The 6,095-nt window shown below is 41.4% G+C and carries 3 protein-coding genes; all 3 read right to left on the bottom strand.

Annotation, left to right across the window (positions count from 1 at the left end):
* Nucleotides 1-1,391, bottom strand: a 1,391-nt coding sequence (locus tag OQ5_RS0113110; protein WP_026055287.1) for a RagB/SusD family nutrient uptake outer membrane protein, incomplete at its 3' end; no start/stop codon positions are given.
* A 50-nt stretch (nt 1,392-1,441) separates the two neighbouring features.
* Nucleotides 1,442-4,834: a TonB-dependent receptor gene (locus OQ5_RS0113115; RefSeq protein ID WP_016777926.1), complete on the bottom strand. Its 3,393-nt coding sequence runs from the start codon at nt 4,832-4,834 to the stop codon at nt 1,442-1,444.
* Between the two features lie 120 nt (nt 4,835-4,954).
* Nucleotides 4,955-5,965, bottom strand: a complete 1,011-nt coding sequence (locus OQ5_RS0113120; protein WP_016777927.1) for a FecR family protein — start codon at nt 5,963-5,965, stop codon at nt 4,955-4,957.
* Between the last annotated feature and the right edge of the window lie 130 nt (nt 5,966-6,095).

A 6,095-nucleotide genomic window follows, 5' to 3' on the forward strand; every position in this document is an offset into this window, starting at 1 on the left:
TCCAGGATACCCCATCTTCTTAAATCATAGAAGTGAAGTCCTTCTCTGGCAAATTCGAGATTCCGTTGATGGCGAATTTCTTCCATCATTTCTTCCTGATTATAACCTTCCATTTCGGTTAGTTTATCAATAAGGTTTGCTCTTTGTCTGATTCTATGAACCAGAGGAGCTGCATCAGCGACTTGTCCCTCCATTGTATATGCTTCAGCCAGCATTAGTAGCACATCGGCATATCGCATTCCATATTCATTGAGTTCCGATTTCCAGTCGCCTTCATTTTCATTCCACCAATTTTGGTTTTTTCTGAGCCAAATGTCATCAGAACTCCAGGTTGAGCTAAAATCTCGCTGATAATAAACACATCCGGGATAGTCCCAGGCAAGAGTTGCATTAGCCCTTGGGTCAAACCCTCCATCCGCAGCCGGTTCTTCCAGAAAAGCGTCCAGTAAAACTTGCGTAGGATAAAGCTCAAACCATCCACCTACTTCACCTGGTGCGCATTCCTGTGCAATAAAAGTTGCTCGCGTTTTGCTGGCCGGGTTGCTTGTCCAGATATCGGGTCCCCCTAACAGACTATACTGTAGTTCAAAGACACTTTCTACGCCGTTTTCATGTTGCCCATCAAAGAGTTCGGCATAATTTGGCTGAAGTCCATATCCAAAAGAATTTTCATTGTCGACTATGGCTTTTAGTTCGGTAAGTGCTTTGCCATATTCATGTCGATAAAGATAAGCTCGTCCTAAAAAACCCATGGCTGCACCTTTGGTGGCTCTGCCTTTTTGTTCTGCAGGATATGTTTCCGGCAGATATTCCTTGGCATCGTTAAAGTCGGAAATACATTGTTGCCAGACTTCCTCGTGAGATGATTTTGGCACATAATAATCGTCGGCAGTAGCTGCAACTGAAGTAATGATTGGAACAGCCCCAAAATCTATGGCAAGAATAAAATAGTTGAGACCTCTCAGAAATTTTGCTTCAGCAATCAGATGGTTTTTTACATCTTCGTCGATATCCATTTGCTGACCGTTTTCAATTACCTGGTTGGCCCGGAAGATACCGATGTAGCAACCTTTATACAGGTCTGAAGAGCTGCCGTTACTGAAAGTATTCATGTAAGTTGAGATTTCGTATCGGCTTCTCACATCATTTCTGATGGTAAAATTTTCGGTTCTTCCGGCTTTTAATTCCCAGTTTATGGTGCCGTAATGTCCCGTGTAATCTTCTACCAAAGCATTATATATGGTCGCAACAGCAGAGTACAGATCTTCTTCTGTTTGCCAGAAGTTATCATTTGTCACTTTATTTGGGTTCTCCAGTTCCAGGAAAGATTCGGAACATCCCCATGAAAAAGTAACAAGGATGGTTATCAGGATGATATATTTTCTTTTCATAAGTGTATTGTTTATGTTTTTCAGAATTTGTTTCATGAGTCCAAACCTTATCAGAATGACATCTGTATTCCGATATGATATGACCGGTTGAGCGGATACTGTCTGAAATCTATTCCACGGTTGGTAATTGAATTGTTCCCGATGTCAGGGTTATAGCCAGAGTAGTCCGTTATGGTAAATATATTGTCGGCCCCTGCATAAATTCTGCATTTTTGAAGACCAAACTGAGTTAAAAGATGATCGGGAAGTGTATATCCGACCTGCAATGTTCTGAAACGAAAATATGAGCCGTCCTCCAGGAACCGATCACTGTTATCTACGCCGTTTCCATTGGGGTCGGACAGATCGAGTCTGGGTATATCTGAATCAGGATTGAAAGAGTAAGAATTCAACAGCTCGGTTGAATAATTTGAGGTAAATCTGCCTGACTTAATATAGGTGCTGATTCCATTGTATATTTTGTTTCCGGTAGTTCCCTGGAAAAACATGGAGAAGTCAAAGTTGCGCCATTCACCTTCAAGCCTTATGCCATATTCCAAATCCGGGAACGGACTTCCGCAATATACTCTGTCGTTTCCGTCAATCTTGCCATCATTATTGGCGTCGATAAAACGTATGTCACCCACCTGTGCGTTGGGTTGTATCAGTTCTCCGTCTTTGGCATGCAGCATTATTTCATCTTCCGATCTGAACAAACCGTCAGTTTTAATCAGGAAGAAAGAATACATTGGATAGCCTACTTTGGTATAAGTAACAGAGGGTCCGTTGTGAGTGGCATTACCACCCGACAAAACCTGTGATCCGGTACTGAGCTCTTCTACTTCATTATTTACGTGACTCAAAGTTCCTGAAACGGAAAATTTGAAATCATTGATACTTCCGTTGTAGTTCATCATTATCTCATATCCATTGTTGGAGACTTTCCCGGCATTATTATAGGGATTCTGATCAGCTCCTACTGACAAGGGTATTGGGACTCGCAGAAGTAAGTCGGTTGTGACCTTTTTATAGGTATCAAAGTTGAAATTTATTTTACCATTATACAAAGACATATCAATGCCAATGTTGGAAGTGGTAGTTGTTTCCCATTTCAATTGTTCGGGTACGTATTCTGTTTGTATATTCCCTACCCAGAGTGAATTAGGTTGTCCTACTCCATAACTTATGGCAGAGGTGATTAGTCCCATGTATTGATAATCCCCGATTTCCTGGTTTCCTAACTTTCCGTAACTACCACGAAGCTTGAGTTGAGAAATGTCAGAATTCCAGTTCTCAAAAAAATCTTCATTGGCTATATTCCAGGCTGCCGAAACAGAAGGGAAATTTCCCCACCGCTTGGCATCACTAAAGCGGGATGAACCATCTCGGCGGAATGTGCCGGTAAATATATAACGATTATCGTATGAGTAGATTAGGCGCCCCAAATAGGAGAGCATAGTATTCTCATTTTCATATCCATTGGCCGCGGGCTCATCAGTGCCGGAATCCATCACCCATTTACCATCCGGCATTCCTTTTTTTGAAGCTGAAAACTGCCGATAGTGATCATCGTAGGCGGTCTGCCCGATAACGGCATTAATCGAGTGCTTATCAAATTCCCGATTGAATGATAATGTGTTTTCAATCTGCCAGTATTTATTCATCCCACTCATTTCATAGATATAATTGTCTTCATTCCTGAAGAAGGAACCGACCTCATATCGTTGTTCGGTACTGATGTTTTTCGACTCGGTGGCTGTAAGTCCGGTACTGAATTTATATTTTAGACCTTCAAGCAGTTCTACCTCTGCAAAAAGATTTATCAAAGCTTTATAGTAGTTGCTTTTGTTTTCTTTGAGGTTCAATGCAGCAACAGGATTGTAAATGTCGAGCACTGAGCCATACGCTCCACCATAGCCGCCAATGGCATCTTCATTTTTGATAGAAAACGCAGGTACCATAAGTGCTGCAGAACCGATTACGTTCCCACCCTGGCCGGCAACTCCAGGCTGATTATTTACCGCTTCGGTTGAAAGTAATACGGTTTCACCAATTTTGAATTTCCCTTTCTGAAAATCGGACTTAAAACGAAGTGTCGCTCTTTCGTATCCCGTCTCTTTAATTATACCATCCTGATTCAGGTATCCCAGAGATACGCTATAGTTCATAAATTCACTTCCGCCGGTGGCATTAAAGGATACATTCTGAGTGGGTGCGGTTCTGAATATTTCATCCTGCCAGTCGATTCCTTCGCCCGGTTCTTCAGGATCGAGGGCAATTGACGGCAGAGCAATTCCAGCAGTGTTACTTGATTCTTCAACAATCTTTATCCATTCTTCAGTATTGGTTAAATCCAGTTTGTTGGCAACTTCCTGAACCCCGTAGTCTACGTCCAAATTGATTTGAACAGGCCCTTTCTTTCCTGACTTGGTGCTTATCAGGATAACGCCATTGGCTGCCCTTGAACCATAGATGGCTGCAGCAGATGCATCTTTCAGAACCTGAATGGATTCTATGTCATGTGGGCTGATATTGTTTATGGAAGAAACAGGGATATCATCGACTAAAATTAACGGATTATTGTTGTTAAGTGAACCTGCTCCCCGAATCTGGAATCTCATTCCCGCTCCGGGAGCTCCTCCGGAAGATTCAATATTAACACCTGCAATCTTCCCTTGTAATGCAGTTCCAAGGTTGGTGTTAGTTTGCTCATCCAATTGGTCAGATTCCAATACTCCAACTGAACCGGTGAGATCACTTTTCTTCACCGTGCCATACCCAATAACCACTACTTCATCCAATCCCATCAACTCTTCCTGGAACTGAACATCAATGGTGTTTTTCCCTGCTACAGTTATTTCCTGTGTTTTCATTCCCACGAAGGAGAAAACCAATACTGCATCTTCGGGAACTTCGGGCAGACTGTAGTTTCCGTCCATATCGGTAATGGTTCCCCGGGTGGTTCCTTTGATGACAATAGATGCCCCTGGGACAGGTTCTCCCTGTGGGTCAACCACCTTTCCGGTAATGGTTTTCCCTTGTTGCTGGAAGTTTTTTCCAATGTCAGCCAGGGATCTTTGAGCAGCAGGGTCATCAAGTTTTGGGACTAAGATTATGAATTCATCTTCAATTTTAAAATCGATTTCGGTATTGGCAAAAAGTTTATTTAAGACTTCGGAGATATCTGCTCCTTCAAGTACTACCGAAACTTTTCGGTTCATATCCACAAACTGAGAGCTGAATGCAAATCGATAGGTGGATTGTTTCTCAATTTCTTCCAGGACGTCTGCTATGCGTTCCTGTTTGACGTTTAATGACAGTTTGCTGTCCTGGCTGAAAACTACGGTTGCTGATATCTGAATACTGAAAAATACCAGCATCACCATCATTAGTTTCATAACTTTCAGAGTTTTGCTCCCCCTGAAGTAGTGCAGGAGAAACGTCAAAAACCACATTTTTTTCATAAATTTGTACTTTGAGTTACACAAAAAAATTACTTTTAGTTTTCAGGAGAGTGTGGCAGCACTCTCCTGTTTTTCTTCAGGGAATGAGGTTAAAGGTTTGTTTCGCGAAACAGTGAAGGGTCAGGTTTGTCCTTTCATGGTATATTTTTTATAGCGTTCTTCGTCAAGTTTGATTGAAATGATACCTCCCTTTTCGTTAATGGTTATTGGCAATACTTTTTTGAAAAGGTCAAGAACTTTCTCAAGTGGTTCGTCTTTTATCGTAGTGCTGATTACAAAACTGTTAATAATCTCATTATTGATCTCCATTTCGGTTCCGTATCTGGTTTCTATGCGACTTATCACTTCATCGAAGGAAGAATCGTAGAAGTAGAGAATGCCTTCTTTCCAGGAGGTATAGAGGCGTGTATTGACTTGTTCGATATGACATTCCTTTGTTTTCCGGTTAATTTCCAGTTTTTCGCCGGGTGAGAGTTGTATCGCTTTTTTCTTGTTCTTTTTGGGTCTTACCACGACAGTTCCTTCCTCAAGAACAACATTGCTGCTTTTGTTTTTTGAATAAGCGTTGACATTAAAACGTGTTCCTGTCACCTTCACATCAATGGCATCACAAACCACCCGAAAAGCAGTGTTTCTTTTCTTTCGAACGTCGAAATAAGCTTCTCCTTTCAGGCTGATCTCACGTTTAAGCATGAAAGCAAGGGGATGGTATTCGAGTGTGGAATTGCTGTTCAGGATTACAGAAGAACTGTCTGGCAATACCATGTTAATAATTTGTCCTGCCTGAGTGCTGACGATTACTTTTTGCTTTTGGAGCAGGGGAATTCCGATTATTACAGATGTCAATAAAACAATGGCCGCTACTGAAGCCGCTTTGTAAAAAGCCAGCCAGGAGGGCGCTGTCGTACGTGGCTTTGATTTTCCTGATATTTTGTTTTTGAGTCTGGTCCAGGCTTCCCATTCCGGAAGCGTATAAGTTTTATCTTCACTATTTTCCCACTTTTCCTTCTGATTTTGAAAATATTCCCTGTTTTCGGGCTTTTCCTGAAGGAAATGAAGTAGAAACTTCAACTCTTCATCAGAACTCTTTCCTTTTAGATAGTTCTCTATTATTTGATCGGTTTTTGTCATTGAAAATCTATATTTCTGTTCAATAGATCGTTATATTTTTAGATGAAAGATTCAAGGTGACTCGTATGGCCTTGATATACTGTATATTAATAAAAAGCATTTTTAAACACAGGTAATTAGTGTCTGTCCA

This window comes from Anaerophaga thermohalophila str. Valhall, assembly GCF_000250735.1.
Lineage (GTDB): Bacteria > Bacteroidota > Bacteroidia > Bacteroidales > Marinilabiliaceae > Anaerophaga > Anaerophaga thermohalophila_A.

Excerpts from the sequence above, each read along its gene's own strand:
- OQ5_RS0113115 (WP_016777926.1), bottom strand. The coding sequence starts at position 4,834 with ATGAAAAAAATGTGGTTTTTGACGTTTCTCCTGCACTACTTCAGGGGG.
- OQ5_RS0113120 (WP_016777927.1), bottom strand. The coding sequence starts at position 5,965 with ATGACAAAAACCGATCAAATAATAGAGAACTATCTAAAAGGAAAGAGT.